This window comes from Bacillus sp. HSf4 (assembly GCF_029537375.1).
Lineage (GTDB): Bacteria > Bacillota > Bacilli > Bacillales > Bacillaceae > Bacillus > Bacillus sonorensis_A.
The window spans coordinates 1363384-1385304 of sequence record NZ_CP120679.1 but is presented as its reverse complement, the minus strand read 5'-3'; the positions used below and the strand labels follow the sequence as shown (position 1 = coordinate 1385304).

Sequence of the window (21921 nt, the reverse complement as noted above, 5' to 3'; positions counted from 1 at the left end):
TTCACAAAGCCAATCGTTTCCTTGATTAAGTTTAAGATGTTATGATTTATCTGTTGCAGGCTTTGTTTTTTTCACCATTCGACAATAGCGGAACTGAATACATATTCCTTCTTCTTTAACAAAAAGAGCGGTCTGGAAACATTAGCCTAAGACTTCTCTTACTTTTCTCAAAGCAACCCCGACAACTTTGTCCATATCGTAATATTTGTATTCACCTAAACGGCCGCCGAAGATGACATTGTTTTCTGATTCGGTTAACGCTTTATATTTTTGATACAATCCACTGTTCTTACGGTCATTGATCGGATAATAAGGTTCATCTCCTATTTGCCATTTCATACCATATTCCTTGCTTATGATGGTTTTAGGCTGTGTTCCAAATTCAAAGTGCTTATGTTCAATAATACGTGTGAAAGGAGTTTCTCGGTCTGTATAATTAACGACCGCATTTCCTTGGTAGTCAGGCATTTCCAACACCTCAGTTTCAAACCGCAAGCTTCTGTATCCCAAAACACCGTATTTATAATCAAAATAAGCATCAATAGGTCCGCTATAAACTACTTTTTCTGTAACACTGTTCCAATAGTTTTTATCCTCCAAATAATCTGTATGGAGCTTTACCTCAATTCCTTCTATCATTCGCTCAACCATAGCCGTATACCCGTCAGTTGGTATTCCCTGATAGGTATCGTAAAAGTAATTATTGTCATATGTAAACCTTACCGGTATCCTGCGAATGATAAAGGCAGGAAGTTCTGTGCATGGACGCCCCCACTGCTTTTCGGTGTATCCGCGAATGAGTTTTTCATAAATATCCGGTCCAACGAGATTAATAGCTTGTTCTTCCAAGTTTTGCGGATCTTCCACAAAGTGGTCTTTGCATTGCTGTCGGATTTTTTCCTTTGCTTCATCTGGTGTTACAACGCCCCACATCTTGTTAAACGTGTTCATGTTAAACGGCAGATTATAAATTTCACCATGATAATTAGCGATTGGACTATTGATATATCTGTTGAATTCGGTAAACCGGTTAACATAATCCCAGATTTTTTTATTGCTTGTATGGAAAATATGGGCCCCATATTTATGCACCTGTATATCTTCCACTTTCTCCGTATAAATATTGCCAGCAATATGGCCGCGTTTATCAATTATGAGACATGATTTTCCGGCTTTTTTTACTTCGTGGGCAAATACGGCTCCATATAGACCCGCGCCTACAATCAAAAAATCATATTTCGGTTTCATAAAAGTCGATCTCCTAAGAGTTTTTTCATTGATTTTTTTTATTACAAAAATGACTTTCTATGATTTTTATTTCTTATAAGCTGTTTTCATTCTTCAATTAATTAAATCCGACCAATCTTTGCGAAATTTTGTATACCGACACGGAAATCCCTCGTCCAATCCGGCCGGGTAAGTTAATGGTCCGACCCAAAATCCCGTATTTGAGATGGTAATAAAAATTTATATCCTTCTCTTTAATATACTCCCATAATTCTTTTTTCTTTTTCAGATTCTCTGCTGTTCCTGAACGTATTAATAAAATGGCAGAAACGATCGTAACGATTTCCAGATGGTGAAGCATATACTCTCGGAGCTTTTGACTTGTCACGTTTTCCAGATTCACTTGTTCTATCATAAGCTTGTTAACTTTAATCTGTTGGTCAACCCTTTGAATCATGACACGCTCATTCACCGACTGGTCTTCCCTGCCGATCAAATACCGATAAAAATCAACGTTGATATAGTAGATTTTCTGTACATGTTCAAGTGGTCTGTATACAAATAAATTATCCACATAAAACGTATGCTTAGGCAGTTCAAGACCGCATTCTTTCAGCAGCTGCGTTCTGTAAATAACAGAATGCATTAAAAGATACTGTCCTTTTCGGAATTGCCCTATATCATTCCAAGTGAAAATGGTTCCTTCCGGCAGGACATTTTCATATTTCATAACCTTCTTGTATTTTGTGCCTTCTTTTTCATAAACAAAATTGCTAATCATCATATCCACTGATTTTTCTCTTGTTATAAAGTCGTGTATCTTTTCAAGTATTTTTAGATATGCCCGAGTATCTACCCAGTCATCACTGTCCACTACCTTTAAGTAGTATCCGGAAGCATTTCGGATACCCGTATTTACGGCTTCTCCATGTCCTCCGTTTTCCTGATGAATTGCTTTGATGATGGTTGGACATTTTTTTGCATATTCATTGGCAATGTCTGCTGTTTGATCTGAGGAGCCGTCATTAACTATCAGTAGCTCTACGTCATCGCCCCCGGGCAATAGAGACTCGATGCAATACCTCATATATTCTTGTGAATTATAGCAAGGAATAACTACTGATAATAATTTCATTACATTCACTACCTTTTCTTTGCCTATTTTTCAGGTTCTTGTTTAAAAATAATTTTAAAAATCGGGAAGAATACCAAAAAAGATATTCCGCTGTTAATTATCATTGTAATAATATCAGCTGCTGTTTCACCGGTTGAGCCCCATGTATTCATAAACATATGATATATCGGCGCTTTATAGAAGCCTTGGGCCGCCGCCGCACCTATCGTGATGACAATGTATGCGACAAGATACCAAAACGCCGCTCTCCAAATGTTGCTGTTTGATTTAAATGTAATATTTCTTTGGACAAAAAAGTTGATAATCTGCGCTATCGCAATTGTGATTTGGACTGCAAGGAAATAGGCAAGCCCGCCCCCGCCGCCTGCGGTAAGCGAGCCGGCTGCATAGTCAAATACATAATAAGGCGTTCCATCAAAGTTATGACCAAACTGCAACACTTTAAAACTAATTGAAACCAATGACGTATGTTCGAATAAACTTTTAAAAATAGGCATCAAAACAAGCTGCAGTAAAGTCACACCATTACTTATCATAAAAAACAAAAGGAATTGGGCAATATTTGGATGCCTTTCTTTATAAGAATTCCAAAAACCTGCGGTTCCTGCAACTAATTTTTTATTTTTTGTATCGGTGTTACCCATTCAATTTTACATCTCCTTTGCCGCTGTTTCTGCTGGGGTTATTTATTTAGCGGACTTTACCACCTTTTTTCTTTCCTTTAACACATGACTGGCCCCCTTAAAAAATCGGCCATTCACCATCATCAAGATACCATCGACCATTGGCATATTGACGATTCCTCCTGACATTCTGGCAATTCCCCTGAACGGCAAATGATATATAGACATCATCATGAGATTTGCAGTGCTTCTTTTTCCTATTTTTCGTAGAAACCAGTGGGTAAAGATAATCGAGTAAAACGCCAATTTCCCAAATGCCCCCCTGGCATACTGGCACTGTGCAATGGTATCGTTGTACCCCAGTCGTTTTGTTCGATCCCATTTGGATTCAGGAACTTTATATCCAAGCAAGTTTTCAAATTCTTCTTCACTGACATTGTTTGCATGACCTGAATAATAGGAAGGAAGTTTCTCATTGTCATATGGAATGGGGGCACCTGTACCTTCCACAAAAATAGTGTCTCTTAAACGGATATCTGCACTTGATGCACCGATCAAAATTTCATAATCAGCTTGTTCAATTTCCCATTTATTTGTCTTCACATTAAAATAGCGGAAGGTTTTATCATCAAAAGGAATGGTTACGGTTTTGGTTTCTCCGGGTTGTAATTTTTGCAAATCCCTTTAATTCCTTTTTCGGTCTGAATATCGCCTTGGATTTACATGCTACATACAGTTGTGCGATCTCCATTCCGGCGATATGACCGGTATTTGTTATTTTAAACATCACGCCTTCGATATCAACCTGAATATCCGTGTATTCAAATGTTGTATAGCTCAACCCATATCCAAATGGAAAGAGAACCTTCACACCCGCCGTATCATAATAGCGATAGCCAATATAGGGACCTTCCCGATATTCAACGCTAATCTCTTTACCAGGGAAATGATAAAAGGAAGGCGTATCCTCATAGCGAATCGGATAGGTTTCCGCCAATTTACCGGACGGGTTGACCTCACCAGTCAATACCCGCAATATGGCACTAGCACCAGCCTGCCCACTTAAATACCCATGGACCAACCCTTTTACTTTATCAATCCATGGCATTTCCACCACGGAACCGCAAGACAGAACGGCAACAATATTTGCGTTTACTTTATATAATGCATGTAATAGCTCAATCTGGTTCTCTGGAATCTTCATGTTTTGTCTATCAAGTCCTTCGGCTTCTGTTACTTCATCAAGACCTATATATAAAAGAACCATATCAGCCTCTTTTGCAAGGTCACACGCTTTATTTATTTTTTTCTTATTCTTCTTTCCATAGCGCTCAAAGCCAGGTTCGAATCCGATACTGTCAATTCCTGATTGATCTAGAAAATTTAGTGTTCTGTCTAGTTTAGTAGGATTAATAATAGAGGAGCCGGCGCCTTGGTATCGCGCTTCCTCCGCGAAGTCTCCGATCACAGCCACTCTTTTTCCTTTTTTCAGCGGTAATATGTGATCCTCGTTCTTCAATAGAACTATCGACTCTTCTGCAACCTTTTGCGCCATTCTGTGATGCTTTTCCACATCAATCTCTTTATGTTCCGCCTCGAAAACCGCCTCCGTTGTAAAAATAAGCTCCAGTAATCTGTCTACACATTCGTCCAAAACTTCTTCCTTAATTTCTCCCCCTTTAACAGCCTCGACAATTTCCCCATTGGTCTCCCCTGCAGTCGATGGCATTTCCAGCTCATTACCGGCAAGTAATCCGGCAACCCGGTCATTGCTTCCGCCCCAATCGGTCACAACAACCCCTTGAAAATGCCATTCATCCCGGAGGATATCCCGCATCAAATGGATGTTCTCATTCGTATAAGCACCATTTAACAGATTATAGGAAGACATCATGGTCTTTGCTTTACCTTCTTTAATAGCGATTTCAAATGCGGTCAAATAGATTTCCCTTAGCGTCCTTTCATCGACGATAGTATCGATCGCCATACGTCTTTCTTCCTGATTGTTTGCCGCAAAGTGCTTCACACAAGCTGCTACCCCTTTTGATTGAATACCTTTAATCATTCCCGCGGCCAGTTTTCCGGCCAGATACGGATCTTCACTGAAATACTCAAAGTTTCTTCCTGCCAATGGGCTTCTCTTCATGTTGACCCCAGGCCCAAGAAGGACATTCACTTTCTGGGCTGCAGCTTCTTCCCCCAGATATTCACCCATCTTCTCTCCCAGCTCCACATTCCAGCTATTTGCAATCGTTGCAGCCGTTGGAAAGCAAGTCGCCGGAATACTGGGATTCAGTCCCAAATGGTCGGCAGCTGCTGCCTGTTTGCGAATTCCATGGGGGCCATCGGCAAGAAACATACTATTAATGCCTAGGCGATTGATGTTCTGGGTTTGCCAAAAATTTTTGCCTGACATTAAAGATGCTTTTTCTTCTAATGTCATCTTTCTAATTAAATCTTTATGTTTCATCTCGATTCCTCTTTTGCAGTTTCGGCAGTACCCAGAAGTACTGCCGAAACATTGTTTTTGATCGTACAATTCATCAGTCTATTTTTTAATGAAACTTATATTCAAACGTTTTCAGGCTGAAATATTGACTTTATTCTGCTTTTTCAGTTTTCTAGTGACGAATACAATGATCGCAAGAGCTGCAAGTAGAATGACAACATTTGCAGCAATCAGCCAGTACTGCCATAAAGGCGTAATTTCAACAATTCTGGAACTTGTAGATATTCCATTCATAGCGTTGCTGTTGACAATGGAATAGAGAATATTGTGAACAGATTCTCTTAAATGATTGACCACTGTAGGAGTTAACTGATCATTACTCAGCTTCCACAGTTTGGAATCTGTGTTCAACCAGAGGTTGGTTCCAGCTTCAATTCCTTCTCTCAGATCCTGGTAGGCGAAGTGAGAGAGGGATGCCTGATCGGTTACGACAGTACCTTTAAAGCCCCACTCATTTCGAAGAGTTTCCGTCATAAGGCCTTTATGGCCGCCTGCCCAACGAGCCCCAATTCTATTCATGGCTGCCATAGCACCGCGAGCATCTCCTTCACGGACAGTGGTTTCAAAGGGTTTTAAATAGATTTCGCGCATCGCCTGTTCATTTGCAAACATGGCGCCGCCTAGACGATTCGTTTCCTGATCATTCAGTGCAAAATGTTTCATATATACAAAAGTGCCTTTTGATTGAACACCTTTAACTTCACTTGCACTTAACTTACCTGATAGAAAGCCGTCTTCAGAGAAGTATTCAAAATTTCTTCCACCAAATGGGGTGCGGTGAGTGTTAACACCTGGAGCATACCAACCTGCAACCTCATTTCTAATGCCATCTTCCCCGACTGATTCTCCCATTTTTTTAATGAGTTTCACATTCCATGTCGAAGCCATTACGACTTCCGCCGGATAAGCCATCCCCTGTTTATTTCCGCCCACAAGCGTATTGGAGATTCCTGCAGGGCCATCCAAATTTGACGTTCCGGGTAGGTTGATTGATTTAATCGGTACAGTGGCATACCCGCCCATTCTGACAAGTTTAGTCATTTCATCAACAGTCAGTTGATTCAGCAAGACATCCCAAAGTTTATCGTCATAATCACGTCCTATAAACATGGCAGCATTTAATTCTCCAAATTCTTTACTAATGACACCTGTTTCAGGCATGACAGCATCCTTGTCTTCGGTGTATGAGATGGCAAGATCGTCAAGCAATTCCTTTGATGCGGTTAAGGAACCATCCTCATAGGTGGAAGGCCATGTACCTTTCCAATCCTTTCTGGAAAGATATTTAAAAGAAGAATCATAATGTTTGATGTCAACATCATCAAACTGATTGGATATTTTATTACCCGTTACTGCAGACTCCGCATAAGTTGTAGAATCAAGAGTATCAACAGTAAAATTCTGTACTAATGCCGGATTACCATCATAATCCATACCGTCTTTAGTAGTTTTACCCTTTGCTGCGAGTATGTTATTCAAGGCATCATGTGCGTTTTCACCTGCTGTGAAATAATAATCTCCAGCATCCACAATGTATGTCCCTTTGCCGTTGGCATCGTATGTTTTCATTTCTTCTTTATCCACTTCAATCGTAACGGTTTCTGACTTGCCTGCTTTCATTTCCGAAGTTTTTGCAAATCCTACCAACTCAACAGACGCCTTTTCAATGCCGTTATCTTTGTCATATTTTGTATAAGGGGATTGCATATAAATCTGAACAACGTCTTTTCCCGGAACAGAACCCGTGTTCATCACTTTTAAAGAAACTTCATATTTATCATCTTTTTCCTTTACTCAATAATCGGACCACTTAAATTGCGAATATGAAAGACCATATCCGAATGGGAACTGAACCTGCTCGGAATAATTGTAATCGATTTCCTTTTCGTTACCTAGGACTACATCCTCATATCGAGTCTCATAATACTTATATCCGACATAAATGCCTTCACCGTAAACCATGTATGAATTGCCCTTATCAACTTGACTGTTAGCTATTTTGTAATTCCCGAAATTAGCCATTGCAGGAGAGCTAAATGCATCATACGCATAGGTATCAACTAAATTTCCCGATGGATTGACGCTTCCATTCAATACCTCACCGATTGCATATGCACCGGTCTGTCCCAGAGCACCGACCGAAATAGCAGCATCAATGTTATATTCATCTAAAAAGCCTAATTGTATAGGGTTAGATGAATTGATTAGAACCACAACAGTTTCAAAGTTTTCTTTTGCAAGCTTAAGCATGTCTTTTTCATTGTTGTCAATTTCAAGATAATGATATCCTGTAGAAAGCTTGTCGGTTGCAAGATCAGAGTGCTCTCCACCGGATCGGCCGATCACAACCAGTGCAGCGTCATTGTAATCTTTGAAGCTATTGATTTCCTTATCGGTATACACACTCCGCGGAACTTCATTTACCTCAAAAGATCCCTTCCCTTCTATGTCCGGTGTTTTCTTTCGATAAGAAGAACCTGCGCCGGTCTGATAGAAATCCCAAAGCGTTTTATTGACTTCGAATCCGGATTGTGCAAGCACAGCCTTCAAATCCGGTACTTTTGCAGTTTCAACAGAACCGGAACCGCCGCCTCCATAAACGAGGTCAATTGAGTTCTGACCAAGAACAGTAATTTTTCCCTTAGACTTAAGCGGCAATGCATTGTTTTCATTCTTCAACAGCACAATGCCCTCTTCTACAAGTTTCTGCACTACCTCTTCTGCGCGAGCTTTCTGTTTGTCTGCAGAAGCAAACGAACTCTTATAATATTCATTGTCTTCCTTATCTTTATCATCAGTGACAATTTTGCTGGTCGGATGACTTAAATAGATTGAGATAATCTGCGAATAATTTTTGGCATAAATATCCCCTACAATAACCCCTATAATCAGCACCGCACTTACTATATATAAAATAATGGCTGCGGGCTTTGATATTTTTTTCGTTTTTTTCATGTTTTTCCTCCACCATTTAATTAAACTTAGTAAGCGGACTATATGGACTATGTCAATTTAGCTACTCAAACTGAATACGCTTACATACTTAGCATTTAATTGTGGGCGCGCTTAAATTAATTGCTTTACTTGAATTTACCATATAGATCAAACGGTGCATATCAACGAAAAGTTCCGGGGCATAAACTTTTCGTTGATTATAAAAAAAAGCCGTTTTAACTGGCTGTTCGCCCATCAAAACCGCTCAACTTTATCTTTGCAATAATCCTTTATATAATTTTTGAATAAAGATACGGACTTTGATTCTATGTCTCTTTTCCTGCTGACCAGGTAAATATTCTGAGGGATTTTTTCCTTCAATCGAACGAGTTTAAGCCTATCGTCATGATGCGCCTCTTCAACAAAGTCCACGGATACTGCAACATATCCGTTTGCCTCACAAAGGGAGTGAGCCGTTTTAATATTTCCAAACTCATGAACAATATGCGGAGTGAAGCCATGTTCCAAACATTTATCGATCAAGCTGTGCTCCTTCCCCTTTTCAACAGATTTAATCACTAACGTTTCATTTTGTAAATCAGTTATGGAGATCACGTCTTTAGCTGCCAGGGGATGCCTTTTAGAAACAAGGATTACAACTTCTCCGGTTCCGATCAAATCGCAGTCGCAATTTTCAATTTCTTCACTGCCCATGATTAAGCCTACTTCTGCTTCTTCTTGAAACAAGTCACCTAAAGGATATTCATCCGGCAGCTCTCTTAATTTCATCTGGATATCGGGATACTGATTCGAAAAGGCAAACAGAATTTCTGCAGGAACCATTATCGTTGTTGAGAAGGTAACCACGACATTTAATATGCCATCTTTACCGCTCATTATACTAATCTCTTTCACCAAGTCATCCATTAAATAACAGATATGTTTAGCTCGGGCAAACAATAATTCACCGCATTCTGTCGCTTCCATTCCATGCGACCCTCTAATAAACAATTTTGCCTCCAAATCCATTTCAAGTTGTTTAATCGTCTTACTGAGCCCTTGTGGGGTAATAAATAAGTCTTTAGCGGCAGCAGTAATACTTTTCTTTTCATAGACTTTGATGAAATATTCTAATACCTCTTTATTCATAATTTTCTCTTCCCTATATTTCCTGTCTTACGGCTCTTTTTCATCTTGCTTCTTTCTTTCAATATATGAACAAGCCCTTTAAGAAAACGACCATTTACCATCATTAAGATCCCATCCAGCATCGGCATATTTACGATCCCGCCTGTCATTCTGGCAATTCCCCTGAATGGCATGTGATAGAATGACATCATAATCAAATTGGCAATACTTCTTTTTCCTATTTTTCGGAAAAACCAATGAACAAAAATGATCGCAAAATAAATAAGTCTTCCTGAAACCCCTTTTGCATATTGGCACTGTTCTATAGTATCGTTGTAGCCCAACGGTTTTGTCCGGTCCCATTTCGGGTTGGGAGCCTTCCCTCCCAACAGGGTTTCAAATTCTTCCAGACTGATATTATGTACATTTGCGGAGTAATAGGTTGGCAGTTCCTCCTTGTCGTATGGAAGAGGCGCGCCTGTACCTTCTACAAAAAGGGTATCCGCTAATCGGATATCGGTACACGATGCGCCAACCATAATGTCGTATTCGGCTTCTTCGATTTCCCAGTTATTCGTCTTAATATTAAAATACCGGAATGTTTTATCATCAAAAGGGATCGTTACTGTTTTTGTTTCACCTGCATTGATGAAAATCTTGGAAAACCCCTTTAATTCCTTTTTCGGTCTGAAAATATCCTTGGATTTGCACCCCACATAGAGTTGTGCAATCTCCATCCCGGCAATTTTCCCGGTATTTGTTATTTTAAAACTGACACCCTCATGATTAACCTGAATATCGGAATACTCAAAGGTTGTATAACTAAGCCCAAATCCAAAAGGGAATAGAACATTAAGCTCAGCTGTATCATAATAACGGTAGCCAATAAATGGACCTTCTCGATATTCAACGCTCACTTCCTTTCCTGGAAAATGGTAGGAAGGTGTATCCTCATAGCGAATTGGATAGGTTTCAGCCAATTTCCCGGAAGGATTCACATCACCTGACAACACTCTAAGGATGGATCTTGCTCCCGCCTGTCCGCCTAAATAGCCATGTACAAGGCCTTTTACTTTATTAATCCATGGCATTTCCACCACAGAACCGCAAGAAAGAACGGCCACAATGTTCGGATTTACTTCATTTAACGCGTTCAATAAATCGATCTGGTTTTTTGGGATCTTCATACAATGCCTATCCAAACCTTCAGCCTCTGTCACTTCATCCAGACCAATATACAGAAGAACAACATCCGCTTTTTTGGCGAGTTCACATGCTTTTTCGATTTTCTTCTGATCTCTCTTCCCGTATCGTTCAAAGCCGGTTTCAAAGCCGATACTGACAATTCCAGACTCCTCGAAACAGTTGAGAGTGTGATCCAGTATTGTTGGATTAACGATAGATGACCCTGCTCCCTGGTAACGGGCATCTTTGGCAAAATCCCCAATTACGGCAACTTTTCTGCCAAACCGGATGGGTAAGATATGGTCTTCATTTTTAAGAAGGACTATTGATTCTTCGGCAGCCTTCTGCGAAACCCTGTGATGCTTTTCCACATTAAATTCGGAGTGAGGTTTATTAAATACCTCATTTGTAGTAAAAATAAGCTCTAGTAATCGATCAACACATTCGTCTAACACTTCTTCTTTCATCTTACCGCTTCTGACTGCTTGGAGAATTTCCCGGTCGGTCTCTCCTGCAGTAGTCGGCATTTCCAACTCATTTCCAGCAATCAATCCTGCAATTCGGTCATTGCTTCCTCCCCAATCGGTGACAACAACCCCCTTAAAATCCCATTCGCTACGCAAGATACCCTGCATTAAATGTAAATGTTCATTCGTGTAAGTTCCGTTTAACCGATTATACGACGTCATGATTGACTTAGTCTTACCTTCTTTGACCGCAATTTCGAAGGCGGTAAGATAGATTTCCCTAAGGGTTCTTTCATCGACAATTGCATCAATCGTCATACGTCTTTCTTCTTGGTTGTTTACCGCAAAATGTTTCACACAAGCGGAGATTCCTTGTGATTGAATACCTTTAATCATACCTGCGGCAAGTTTTCCGGCTAGATACGGATCTTCACTGAAATATTCAAAGTTTCTGCCGCATAAAGGATTTCTCTTTATATTAATACCAGGTCCCAATAAGACATTCACATTTTGCGTAACCGCTTCCTTTCCGAGATACTCCCCCATCTTTTCGGCCAGATCTTCATTCCAACTATTTGCTATCGTTGCAGCTGTTGGAAAACAAGTTGCAGGATCCCCGGCATTGAGCCCAGGTTGTTCTGATCCGACTGCCTGCTTCCGAATCCCATGGGGGCCGTCTGCCAGAAGCATGCTTCTGATACCTAGACGATCTATGTTCTGAGTTTGCCAGAAATCTTTTCCCGACATTAATGATGCTTTTTCTTCTAACGTCATGTCTTGGATTAATTCTCTATATTTCATTCGCGATTCCTCTTCTTATCTTTTCAGTATTTCCCCATAAGATGTGCCAGCACATTATTTTGATTTATTATAATTGTACAAAAAATATTTTTTTATAGCTATTGATAATATATTGATAATATTATAGTGGTTCTGTCTGTCAACGGACTTTTGGAAAACCTCAATTTATGTTCTTATAACCTTTTTTCGTATTGGTGCTGAAATAGTTAGTTCAACATGATGTCAGTGGAACTATTTCCAAAAGCCCCACATCATTTAATCTTTATCTACATTAGGATATAAAATCCTGCGAATAAGTCTGAATTTGCAGAAGGTCACTGTTCCAGTGCCGTTTCTTCAACCGGCATCTGGAGGGCTATGAATTGATCTCTAATTGTTTTCCCCTGCATTTTCCTCAAAGAAATTGAAAAGTTCCAGTTCCTCCCCATCCGTAACATTCTAAACTTAGGCCAAAACGATTATGTTAATCCTGTAACGTTTATGTAATTAAATAACATTTGACTGATTGATTTTTAACAACAGTTGTTTTTTTGTTTTTAAGTTTTATTTCAGGACTAAAAAACAAGTCCTTTGTCTGATTGAGGGAGGGCGAACCCCTGCTAAAATAAAATGCGTGTTGTTGGGAAATATTTCTCTAAAAGGGAGGGCCGATTGTTAAAGGACATCGAAATTTGAAAGGAGAACAATTGTGGCTAAGTCTATCATTTCTGGTTTTATTTTATTTTTTCTGCTTATTTTTTCGGCAACTGAACCAACATCAGCGGCTTTTTGGAATACAAAAGGAGACAACATTATTCATGATCCTTCCATGATTAAAGAAGGAAATACATGGTATACATTCGGTACTGGTATCGGCAATGGAATCCGCGTCATTAAATCGACAGATGGAAAAACGTGGAGCGCAGCACCAAGTATTTTTACAACTCCATTATCATGGTGGAAACAGTACGTGCCAAACCATGAAAAAAACCAATGGGCGCCTGATATCAGCTATTATAATGGTCGCTATTGGCTTTATTATGCGGTATCCGCGTTCGGCTCGAATACTTCGGCGATCGGACTGGCTTCAACAGACCGAATCTCTTCCGGGAATTGGCGCGATGACGGACTTGTCACCCGGACGACGACCGCTAACAATTATAATGCGATCGACCCTGAGTTAGTCATTGATAAAGAAGGAAATCCGTGGCTGTCCTTCGGCTCGTTTTGGAGCGGCATCAAGCTGACAAAGCTTGATAAAAAAACGATGAAACCTACAGGGAAGGTTTATTCCATCGCATCAAGGCCGAGCCATGGCGGAGCGGTTGAAGCGCCGTCTATCACATATAAAAACGGCTACTATTATTTATTCGTTTCGTTCGATAAATGCTGTCAAGGTGTGAACAGCACGTATAAGATCGCTTACGGCCGCTCAACAAAAATTACGGGACCTTACTATGACAAAAGCGGCAAGAAAATGACGGAAGGCGGAGGCACAATCCTCGACTCCGGAAACGACCAATGGAAGGGCCCAGGCGGCGCGGATATCGTGAACGGCAACATCATCGTCAGACATGGTTATGATGCGCTTGACAATGGAGCGCCTAAGCTGCTGATCAATGATTTATACTGGGATTCCAAAGGCTGGCCGAAGTATTAGTTTTTAAACCGAGCAGATGTTTTCTGCTTGGTTTTTACTGTTATTTTAGCAGTAGCTATATAAACGATTCATTCAAAATGATCATGCCACTACATTCATCATCCAGGGCTCGTTATGAATAAAAGAGCCGCCATTCAGGTACCAAACAACAGATCCTACATATACGTATAACAAAACCGAGCATAAAAGTGCCCCCATTTTCCTTTTTGGAAGAAAGTCTTGAAAGGCAAAAAAATATTTAATCCGCCATATCTTCAAAATATCGATCATTTTGATCAACTTTTTTAATAAATTCCTCTAGAGAGTCAGCTATTTTTTTATCAAAAAAGAATACTGGAGACTTATCGGGATCATTTAAATCAAGCGTTAAATATACACCTTCATTTACCTCATAAAAAACAAGCTTGTCTTCATCTTCATATATACCATCTAAATCAGGGTCAAATTCGTAAATATCTTCCCTTAAAGTAATATCTGCGATAGTAGCGAGGTCTAAAAATCTGTTTATTGCATTATTATTCCCATTTATAAACCCGTACCCAATCTCTAAATAAAATTCTCTGAGCTCTTTAGGAAATAGAAAACCAAGTCTATCTTCCGCTTTTATTAGATCGTTTTCTTTTAGCTCATAAACCTCATGATGACTATTTTTTATAAAATTAAATTTGTTCAGCCTCATGAACCTCCTTAGAGTGGTGCACCTTTACCATGAATATCCGAAAGATGCTCATCACGGACAGATATCTCCATATTGCATAATCAACCTCCAACGATAAATTTCCTCCTGACAGACAACAGAGCCAGGCCGCCAAACGCTCAAGCAAAACCGTCATATCTTGCTGTTTGATTCCACTATCCGCACCGCTTCTTCCTCTGCACCATTTTGATAAATAATCAAGCGAGTTACCACACCATCCTCCAGAATAAATTCCACTTCAACAGACAATGACCTGAGGAAAAAGCGCGTTTCCGAGGCTGGAAATCATTCAAAACGGATCTGTCCGGTGATTTGCATATAAAGCCGGTCCTTATCAACTGTCACATGAGCGGCGGTGCCATCCTGAAGTGAATAACTTCCGACATATCTTTTGTAAATGGCCGGATCGATCTCTTTTTTCTTTTGATCGGCAGGGCGATCAGGGATTTTGCAGGCCTTGTCAAACAGGATATTTTCAACGGCTTCAAAGATGGCCTGTTCATATTCATCATCCTGTTCCACATTGCTCAAATAAATGAAGGTTTTTCGTTGATCGATATATCGGATCATTACGGTTGAATAGCCTGGCCAGCCTCCGCTGTGACCGACAATTCGCCCTGTTTCAGGACTGTCCCGAAGCACCCAGCCGCACCCGTAATCTACAGACTCTCCGTTTTTCAGAAAAGTGGGGGAAAAAGCAAGCTCTTTTGAGGCTTGATTGATTAAATGGTCTGTATATAAAGCCTGGTCGAACAAATATAAATCATGAATGGTTGAGTTTACGGTTCCGTCCCCCTGAATCCCGTCAAGATAGCAGACATATTTTGTTTCTTCAAGGTCATCAGGCAGAACGTACTGTTCTGTATGCACGTCATACACATATCCATACGCATAGTTCTCAATGGTTTCAGGCTGAAGCCTTCTGTTATACACCCTTGAGTTCCGCATTTCCACCGGTTCAAAGATACTTTTTTTCATATATTCGGCAAAACTCAGACCTGATGCCTTTTCAATGATAACCGCAAGCAGCACATATCCCGTATTGCTGTACAGCCAACCTTCACCCGGGGCAAAATAGCGTTGCGGCTGATGATTCACCAGCATATCAACGATATCTTGGTTAACAGCAATCTTGTTGTGATCCCAATGTTGCAGAAACCATTCCATATAATCGGGCAGCCCTGACGTATGTGTCAATAAATGGTGAATCGTTACGCCCTGATAGGGGAATCCCGTCATCCACCGTTCTATGGGATCCTCGATATTCAATGCCCCTTGCTGTGCTAATTGAAGGATCCCCAAGGCGGTGAACGGCTTGGATAGCGATGCTAATTCAAATAAGGAATGTTCCTGTAACAAACGCTTATCTGCCAGGTTTGCATAGCCGAAGGCGTTTTGATAGAGAATGTCACCGTCTTCAGCAACTAACACTGCCGCATTGATAGGACTTCTTTTATTCAACACACGAAACAGATGGACAAGCTGTTCTCTTTTTTTCTGTTTCACTTCTTCACCTCCTTTCTTTTTATACACATATGGAAATTAAAGGTTTCAACTAAAAAAAGACAAGAATACATCTTGTCTTTGAAGGATGGATATGAGCTGTTTGTCCAACCGGCTAATAAATTTCTTTATCTAAACCAAGCCTTCCCTAAATGATTCATAAAGTTTGGATCATTAAAAGGAACGTTTGCACTTCCAAAATCCGCTGTATTCAATGCGTTTCTTGCAGCAGGTGTTAAGTCTTCCCAGCCGATTAAAGGCTGCATTCCGCCTTTTGCGCTGTCAACGTATAAGCTGTGATTGATCGGTGATTGAGGAGCGTCATATCTGATCTTAGGATGATCGCCATCCATGATATGACTGTTTGGAGCTGTTTTTGCAAATTTGCCGTGTTGTGAATAGGCAATTGACAGTACCTTCGGATTTTGATTGGCCGGGTTGTCAATCCATACGACGATGCCTTCCCAGTCATGTCGATGGCCAAATGGCTTTAAGGCGATCGGTGAATCTTTCGGAAAATACCAAGCATACATGATGGCCCATACCCCGTTGTACCACGCAGATCGCGAATATACTTGTCCGACGCTTTTGCTGCAGTGGCCTTCCGGCGCTCCGGTAGGCTCTAATCCCCCGCTCGTATTGCCCTGCGCGTCTACTGCGGGAAAGGGCACACATCCGCTGGCCACCTTTAAATATGGCTGAAAGCGTTTCGCCGCTTTTTGCGTAACGGTAACAGGTGTTACTTCTTTGAAGCCTATCACTTTGTCATGATCGATGACCGCTGCGTTTGCTGATGGTGTTAAGCCGACAAAAGCCAAAACAGACAAAAAAAGCACATATGCGATTTTCTTCATTCTCAACTTCCTTTCCATTCATTTTACAGAAGGATATTGATAATTGCATTGAAGATTGCCTGGACACCAACATCATCTAAAACGTCATCGTTAACTTATGTATTTCTGCAATTCATCTCTATTTGCATTAAGACAAAACAACTGTAACCGTTTTTCTCACCCTCCTTTCATGAACTTAGTATACAAATTTTTCTGCAAATAAAAATGATCCAAAACGATTAACTTCTTGTCCATTCCAAATCTCCAAACGACAGGAATGATCATATCGATTCACAATTCGAGAAATTCAAAAAGATACTTTAGACCTAAAATGAGGTTGAACACAAACTTTCAATCCTTAATGGGATCGTTCTCTCAGTGTTCTTCTGTTCCCTATTGATCAAATCTGCCTTCCAACTTATAATTATCAGATAATTCAAAATAAAGACAGGAGGGGTTTTATGAATTCAGTCATTTCAGCGGATGATGTGTGGATGCTTTGGGGATTTATTGCGGTTTGGGCGGCGGTGAGCATTTATTTGGAGCAGCGGTTTCGCTGGGCGGCGGCGGTGTCAGGCGCGGTGCTGGCGCTTGGCGGGGCGATGCTGTTTACGAATGTGGGGATCCTGCCGACCGAATCGCCTGTTTATGACGCGGTTTGGACATATGTCGTTCCGCTGGCGATTCCATTGCTGCTTTTTCAAATCAACCTCCGGAAAATTCTCCGGGAAAGCGGCCGGCTTCTGTTTATGTTTTGCATCAGTGCGATCGGTACAATGATCGGAAGCATTTTCGCATTTTTTCTTTTTAAAGAGCAGATTCCACACCTTGACAAAATCGGCGGAATGATCAGTGCTTCCTATATTGGAGGAGGGGTGAATTTCGCGGCGATGGCGGCGAAATTTTCCCCTCCTGGAGAATTTGTTTCATCGACAGTTGTCGCTGATAACTTCATGATGGCGCTGCTCTTTTTCACTTTAATGGGCATACCGGCGGTGAAATGGTTTCAAAATCGCTTTGCCGGAGGGAAAGCGGCGGCGCCGAGACAAAACGAGGCGGAAGCCTATTGGAAACGAAAAGAAATCTCATTGCAGGATATCGCCTTAGGGCTGGGAGCTGCTTTTGCGATCGTTGTCGTTTCCGTGAAAGCGGCGGCTTATTTTAAAGAACGGCTCGCTTCCGACGGCGGGTCGTTTTTCGCCCAGTTCATCTCCGGCATTCTCGGCGATCAGTATCTGCTTTTGACAACGCTGACGCTTTTCTTAACCTTCGCCTTTCCGCGCTGGTTTGAAAAGCTAAAGGGTACTCAGGAAATCGGCACTTATTTGATTTATTTATTTTTTGTGGTGATCGGCATCCCCGCAGACTTGCGGATCATCCTCATGAATGCTCCGCTCCTTTTAGCGTTTGTCTTTATCATTGCCATGTCCAATCTGCTCGTCTCGCTGGCAGCGGGAAAAATCCTCCGTTTTCGGCTTGAAGAAGTTTTGCTTGCGACGAACGCCTCTGTCGGCGGTCCGACGACGGCGGCTGCAATGGCAATTGCAAAAGGCTGGCGGGAGCTCATCGCCCCGATCATGCTCGTCGGCACGTTCGGCTATCTGATCGGCAATTATGTCGGAACAATGCTTGGAACATGGTTTTCATCACTTCTGTGATGCAAAAAAGCCGGGGAATCCCCGGCTTTTTCGTCTCCTACGTGCGGAAGAGCGTCTCCGTTACGGTTTCTAAGGCTTGTGCGAAGTCCGCCTGTAAATCATCGGCATGTTCGACACCGACGCTCAGTCGCAAAAGTCCGTCGGTAATACCCCGTTTTGCGCGCTCCTCTTTCGGCATGGCGGCATGCGACATTTTCGCCGGATAGGAGAGAATCGATTCTACCGCTCCTAGACTGACGGCAAAGACGGGGAGAGAGACATTTTCCACAACCTGTTTGACGGCTTCCGCATCCTCCAGCTCAAAGGAAAGCACCGCGCCGGCGCCGTTCGCCTGCTGTTTGTGAACCGAAGCGCCCGGATGTGAAGACAGTCCCGGATAATACACTTGTTTGACGGCAGGATGGTTCACGAAAAACTCGGCGAGCTGCTGAGCCGTCCTGCTCGCTTTTTCAAGCCGCACCTGGAGCGTTTTCAGCCCTCTCAGCACAAGCCAGCAGTCCTGAACACCGAGGACCGCGCCAAACGAATTTTGCAGTTTATAAAGGTCTTCCCCGAGCTTTTCGTCTTTGACGACGGCAAGCCCTGATAAAACGTCGCTGTGGCCGCTTAAAAATTTCGTTGCGCTGTGGAGCACGACATCAACGCCGAGCTCAAGCGGACGCTGAAGCGCCGGGGTCATGAACGTGTTATCGAGAAACGTCAGGCAGCCGTGCGCTTTCGCCAGCTTGACGACGCCGGTGATATCGGTAATGCCGAGCGTCGGATTTGACGGTGTTTCTAAGTAGATGACTTTTGTGTTTTCCTTGATGTTTAAAGCAATTTCATTTAAATCCGTCATATCGACGAATGTGTGCTCAATCCCGAAGCGGCTCAGCACGTCTGTAATCATTCGGTACGTTCCGCCGTAGACATCCTTTGTGACCAGGACATGATCCCCTTTGGACAAAAGCAGAAAAGCGGTGGAAATGGCAGCCATTCCCGAAGAAAACGCAAAGCCGCGCGTCCCCCCTTCCAGCTCGGCGATCGCGTCTTCAAGCGCCTTCCTTGTCGGCGTTCCTGAACGGCTGTAGTCATATTCGCCAAACTGGTCAAATGAGCTTTGATGAAAGGTGGAGGCATGCTGGATCGGTACGCTGACGGCTCCTGTTGTTCCATCGGTTTTATGCTGATTGTGGACAAGCTTTGTCTCGAGTGTCCAATTTCCCTTACTCATCGGCCAACCGCCTCCTCTTTCACTTGCTGCAATGCCTGCTTGAGGTCATCCTTCAAATCCGCTGCATGCTCAATTCCGACCGAAAAACGAAGGAGCCTGTTGCAGACGCCGCCGGCGATGCGGATTTCTTCCGGTATATCCATATGGGTCTGTGTCGCCGGATAGGTGATGAAGCTTTCAACACCTCCAAGGCTTTCGGCGAAGCAGATTGTTTTTAGGTTTTGAAGAAACGGGTTGACCCATTCCTCCTTTTGGACACGGAATGACAGCATGCCGCCTTTTCCCGGATAAAGAACATCGGCAATTTCCTCCTGCTCTTTTAAAAAGGCCGCGAGCTCACGCGCGTTTTCCTCGTGCTGCTTCATTCTGAGGGCCAGCGTCTTCATGCCTCTCATCAAAAGCCAGGAGTCAAACGGTGACAATACTGCGCCGATGGCGTTTTGATGCTGAAACATCTCTTCTGCCAGCTCTTCGTCTTTGGCGACGACAAGCCCTGCCAAAAGGTCGTTATGGCCGCCCAAATACTTTGTCGCACTATGGATAACAAGGTCAGCTCCCAGTTCAATCGGCTTTTGCAGCACCGGGGTGTAAAACGTATTGTCGACAATCAGAAGTAAATCATGGGCTTTGGCGATTCCAGCGACTTTTTGAATATCGGTTTCCTGCATCAGCGGGTTAGTCGGGGTTTCCACAAAAAGCGCTTTTGTGTTCGCCGTGATCTTTGATTTGATACAGTCTTCATCTGCAAAATCATCATACAAAAAGCGCAGACCGTATTTCTTCCATTCATTTTCAAACAGACGGTATGTTCCTCCGTATAAATCCGAGGAAACAATCAGCTCATCTCCGCTTTGAAACAGAGCCATGATCGTCTGAATGGCGGCCATACCCGAACTGAACGCAAAGCCGCGCGTCCCCCCTTCGAGTTTCGCGATCGCATCTTCCACAAGCTGTCTTGTTGGATTTTTTGTGCGGATATAGTCAAATCCGGTTGATTCCCCGATTCCTTTATGCCTGTAGGCGGACGAGAAATAAACGGGGGGGTTGACGGTTCCCGTTATTTCATCACTGCGGTTTCCGATTTGCGCCAATGTTGTTTGTACATGTTCAGTCATATGACACCATCCTTTAAAAAGTAAAAACCCCTTCTTCATAAGAAGAAGGGGGATTATGCGCTTCTTCTTATCTCCCAAGCATTCGCTTGCTGGATTTAGCACCTTGGTACACTGGACAAAGTTCAGTGCAGACCGGTTGCTGAGGTTTCAAAGGGCCAGTCCCTCCACCTCTCGTGATAAGAAATCTGTTTAATTTTCTGATTGTTCTTTACTTTAAACTAATTCAGGACATTTTTCAAGGGTCTTTTTTTTACCTTTCGACCGCCTACATAGTGGTATGATGAAAAAAACGGCCAGTGGGAGGAAGCGATGCCTAAAACACAGCGATTAATCGAATTGATGATGACCATTCAAACAAAGCGAAAATTCACCGCCGGGGAGCTTGCAGCCGAATTCGGGGTTTCCTACCGCACCATTCTCCGGGACTTGGACGAGCTGAGCGCGCTCGGTGTCCCCATCTATTCCGAAACAGGCGCCAATGGAGGCTATTATTTGCTGAATGAGCCGATGCTGCCCCCGCTTTTTTTCACAGAATCTGAGGCAGCCGCCATGTTTTTCGCCTATCAATCTTTGCAGTTTTTTGGCTCGCTGCCCTTCGAAACGGAAACGAGGACGGTTTTAAAAAAATTTTATCATCACCTCCCGGAAAACACGCAAAAGCGGATCGATGCGATGAAGGACAGGATCGTCTTCTGGAATCCGCATCGTCCAAAGGCGGCAGAGCATTTAATCACATTGCTGGATGCCGCTGTAGAGCAATCCGTTTTAACCATCCATTATGAGGGAGCGGCAGAAACGAAAAGATCAATACAGCCGATCGGCTTATACAGCTGGAATGGTTTCTGGTATTTGCCGGCATACTGTTTTAAAAGGCGGGCTTTCCGGCTGTTTCGCGCAGACCGCATTGTCAAAGCGGAAAAAACAACAGACGAACAAGCCCTCTCTCTTCCATATCAATCCGTTCTCAGCTGGATTCAGACTTCTGAAAGCAAGTGTCCGGACCCCGTTCGTTTATGTGCACAATTGACGCCGGCCGGCGTAAGACAGGCGATGTCTGACCTTGATTTGGCGAAAATCGTTGCCATGAATGAAGACGGAAGCGGCTCGATCAATACAGATATTCCAACAGCGGAAATGGACTATATTGCTGACCTATTATGGAATTTAGGCGCTGAAGCTGTTGTGATCGAACCGGCGGAAATCAAAGAGCGCCTAAAACAAAAAGCGGCTGAGCTTTTGGTGCGCTACAGCTGA

16 protein-coding genes, 1 pseudogene and 1 riboswitch are annotated in these 21921 nt (G+C 42.5%); of the genes and pseudogenes, 3 read left to right on the top strand and 14 right to left on the bottom strand.

All coding sequences use genetic code 11. The features are described from left to right. Window positions 1-141 precede the first annotated feature (141 nt). From glf to P3X63_RS07015, 9 genes are all read right to left on the bottom strand, one after another. The gene (gene glf, locus P3X63_RS07055) at window positions 142-1248 is read right to left on the bottom strand and encodes a UDP-galactopyranose mutase (protein ID WP_077737022.1); all 1107 of its coding nucleotides are present in this window, start codon (window positions 1246-1248) and stop codon (window positions 142-144) included. A 97-nt stretch (window positions 1249-1345) separates the two neighbouring features. Next, window positions 1346-2362, bottom strand: coding sequence for a glycosyltransferase family 2 protein (locus tag P3X63_RS07050; RefSeq protein WP_277692651.1), 1017 nt, complete (start codon window positions 2360-2362; stop codon window positions 1346-1348). A 23-nt stretch (window positions 2363-2385) separates the two neighbouring features. Continuing rightward, complete coding sequence (locus P3X63_RS07045) at window positions 2386-3006, bottom strand: hypothetical protein (protein ID WP_026586470.1); 621 nt, start codon at window positions 3004-3006, stop codon at window positions 2386-2388. 42 nt (window positions 3007-3048) lie between these two features. After that, window positions 3049-3663 carry a fibronectin type III-like domain-contianing protein gene (locus P3X63_RS07040; protein WP_277692650.1) on the bottom strand — a complete coding sequence of 205 codons (615 nt, stop codon included), beginning with the start codon at window positions 3661-3663 and terminating at the stop codon, window positions 3049-3051. Then, window positions 3614-5455, bottom strand: coding sequence for a glycoside hydrolase family 3 protein (locus P3X63_RS07035; RefSeq protein WP_277692649.1), 1842 nt, complete (start codon window positions 5453-5455; stop codon window positions 3614-3616). Before P3X63_RS07035 ends, P3X63_RS07040 begins: the two co-directional genes overlap by 50 nt. Before the next feature lie 111 nt (window positions 5456-5566). After that, window positions 5567-7246, bottom strand: a complete 1680-nt coding sequence (locus P3X63_RS07030; protein WP_277692899.1) for a glycoside hydrolase family 3 N-terminal domain-containing protein — start codon at window positions 7244-7246, stop codon at window positions 5567-5569. A gap of 42 nt (window positions 7247-7288) precedes the next feature. Then, window positions 7289-8449 carry a glycoside hydrolase family 3 protein gene (locus tag P3X63_RS07025; protein WP_277692648.1) on the bottom strand — a complete coding sequence of 387 codons (1161 nt, stop codon included), beginning with the start codon at window positions 8447-8449 and terminating at the stop codon, window positions 7289-7291. Between the two features lie 234 nt (window positions 8450-8683). After that, complete coding sequence (locus tag P3X63_RS07020) at window positions 8684-9577, bottom strand: LysR family transcriptional regulator (RefSeq protein ID WP_026586467.1); 894 nt, start codon at window positions 9575-9577, stop codon at window positions 8684-8686. After that, window positions 9574-12009 (bottom strand): beta-glucosidase, encoded by a 2436-nt coding sequence (locus P3X63_RS07015; protein ID WP_277692647.1) that lies wholly within the window; start codon window positions 12007-12009, stop codon window positions 9574-9576. The genes P3X63_RS07020 and P3X63_RS07015 overlap by 4 nt, the downstream gene beginning before the upstream one ends. Window positions 12010-12709: 700 nt before the next feature. On the opposite strand from P3X63_RS07015, the gene abnA reads away from it, so the two are divergent. Continuing rightward, window positions 12710-13648, top strand: coding sequence for an arabinan endo-1,5-alpha-L-arabinosidase AbnA (gene abnA / locus P3X63_RS07010; RefSeq protein ID WP_277692898.1), 939 nt, complete (start codon window positions 12710-12712; stop codon window positions 13646-13648). 238 nt (window positions 13649-13886) lie between these two features. Here abnA and P3X63_RS07005 read toward each other — a convergent pair whose 3' ends face one another. The 3 genes and pseudogenes from P3X63_RS07005 to P3X63_RS06995 all read right to left on the bottom strand — a co-directional run bounded on the left by P3X63_RS07005 (window position 13887) and on the right by P3X63_RS06995 (window position 16702). After that, window positions 13887-14321, bottom strand: a complete 435-nt coding sequence (locus P3X63_RS07005; protein WP_277692897.1) for an SMI1/KNR4 family protein — start codon at window positions 14319-14321, stop codon at window positions 13887-13889. Window positions 14322-14477: 156 nt separating this feature from the next. After that, a pseudogene (locus P3X63_RS07000) lies at window positions 14478-15851 on the bottom strand (serine hydrolase). Window positions 15852-15976: 125 nt separating this feature from the next. Beyond that, on the bottom strand, window positions 15977-16702 hold the full coding sequence (locus tag P3X63_RS06995; protein ID WP_026586463.1) for an NPP1 family protein: 726 nt from the start codon (window positions 16700-16702) through the stop codon (window positions 15977-15979). A gap of 440 nt (window positions 16703-17142) precedes the next feature. Between P3X63_RS06995 and P3X63_RS06990 the strand changes: the two genes are divergently transcribed. After that, window positions 17143-18339, top strand: coding sequence for a DUF819 family protein (locus P3X63_RS06990; protein WP_277692646.1), 1197 nt, complete (start codon window positions 17143-17145; stop codon window positions 18337-18339). A gap of 37 nt (window positions 18340-18376) precedes the next feature. Here P3X63_RS06990 and metC read toward each other — a convergent pair whose 3' ends face one another. Continuing rightward, window positions 18377-19552, bottom strand: a complete 1176-nt coding sequence (gene metC / locus P3X63_RS06985) for a cystathionine beta-lyase (RefSeq protein WP_277692645.1) — start codon at window positions 19550-19552, stop codon at window positions 18377-18379. After that, window positions 19549-20667: a methionine biosynthesis PLP-dependent protein gene (locus P3X63_RS06980; RefSeq protein WP_277692644.1), complete on the bottom strand. Its 1119-nt coding sequence runs from the start codon at window positions 20665-20667 to the stop codon at window positions 19549-19551. The genes metC and P3X63_RS06980 overlap by 4 nt, the downstream gene beginning before the upstream one ends. Window positions 20668-20731: 64 nt before the next feature. Continuing rightward, window positions 20732-20850: riboswitch (SAM riboswitch) on the bottom strand. A gap of 126 nt (window positions 20851-20976) precedes the next feature. Here P3X63_RS06980 and P3X63_RS06975 point away from each other — a divergent pair. Continuing rightward, the gene (locus tag P3X63_RS06975; protein ID WP_077737028.1) at window positions 20977-21921 is read left to right on the top strand and encodes a helix-turn-helix transcriptional regulator; all 945 of its coding nucleotides are present in this window, start codon (window positions 20977-20979) and stop codon (window positions 21919-21921) included.